The sequence below is a fragment of the Mesorhizobium loti genome (assembly GCF_003148495.1).
Taxonomy (GTDB): Bacteria; Pseudomonadota; Alphaproteobacteria; order Rhizobiales; family Rhizobiaceae; genus Mesorhizobium; species Mesorhizobium loti.
Genome location: NZ_QGGH01000050.1, coordinates 1 through 1,220 on the forward strand (window position 1 = coordinate 1; position 1,220 = coordinate 1,220).

Sequence of the window (1,220 nt, forward strand, 5' to 3'; positions counted from 1 at the left end):
TGAACCGCACCGGGTTGATCGGAGGCTCCAATTCCTGAGAAGGTGGAGCCATGACAAGCAAGACGACCAACAAGTTCTCTCCCGAAGTCCGGACCCGTGCGGTGCGGCTGGTTCTGGATCACGAGCATGAACACCCCTCGCGCTGGGCTGCGGTCTTGTCGATCGCGGCCAAGATCGGCTGCACGGCGCAGACGCTGCATGAGTGGGTGAAGAAGGCCGAGCGCGACAGTGGCGTGCGCGCCGGTGTGCCTACGGATGTGGCAACGAAACTCAAGGCCTTGGAGCGCGAGAACCGCGAGCTTCGCCAGGCCAACGAGATCCTTCGCAAGGCTTCCGCGTATTTTGCCCAGGCGGAGCTCGACCGCCGGTTCAAGCCATGATCGCGTTCATCGACGATCACCGCCAGGCGCATGGGGTCGAGCCGATCTGCAAGGTGCTGCCGATCGCCCCGTCGACCTACCACGACCATGTCGCCAAGCGCATCGATCCCTCCCGGCTGTCGGCTCGGGCGAAGCGGGATGAGGCCTTGAAGGATGAGGTCCGACGCGTGTTCGAGGCCAACTTCCGCGTCTACGGCGTTCGCAAGGTCTGGCGGCAGTTGCAGCGCGAGGGCTTCGACGTCGCCCGCTGCACGGTTGCCCGCCTGATGAGGGCCATGGGTCTTGAGGGCATCATCCGCGGCAAGCCGATCCGCACCACGGTGAGCGACAAGGCCGCACCTTGCCCTCTCGATCACGTTAATCGCCAGTTCCATGCCCCGGCGCCGAACATGCTGTGGGTCTCCGACTTCACCTACGTCGCGACCTGGACGGGCTTCGTCTATGTCGCCTTTGTCATCGACACCTATGCCCGCCGGATCGTTGGCTGGCGGGTGAGCCGGACGGCGCATGCGAGCTTCGTCCTGGACGCTCTGGAACAGGCACTCCATGATCGGCGGCCGATCCACCGCGGCGGGCTGGTCCACCATAGCGATAGAGGCAGCCAATATGTCAGCATTCGATATACCGAGCGCCTGGCGGAGGCCGGCGTCGAGCCTTCGGTAGGCAGCGTCGGCGACAGCTACGACAATGCTCTCGCCGAAACGATCAACGGTCTTTACAAGGCCGAGGTGATCCATCGACGCGGACCATGGCGTAACTTCGAAGCCGTCGAGTTCGCTACGCTCGAATGGGTCGACTGGTTCAATAATCGCCGGCTGCTGGAGCCCATCGGCAACATCC

Annotated in this window: 1 protein-coding gene and 1 other annotated feature; the gene reads left to right on the forward strand. The window is 63.6% G+C overall.

All coding sequences use genetic code 11. From position 1 onward, the window contains the following. Positions 1–50: 50 nt before the first annotated feature. Positions 51–1,220, forward strand: a protein-coding gene (locus C8D77_RS37210) for an IS3 family transposase (RefSeq protein ID WP_109672959.1) whose coding sequence is annotated in 2 segments (ribosomal slippage) — positions 51–342 and positions 342–1,220 — 1,171 coding nt annotated over the 2 segments. Because the reading frame shifts where the segments join, the coding sequence is not laid out codon by codon here. This gene is flagged as partial in the annotation. Further along, positions 335–451 (forward strand) — a sequence feature (AL1L pseudoknot). Its footprint overlaps the gene before it by 117 nt.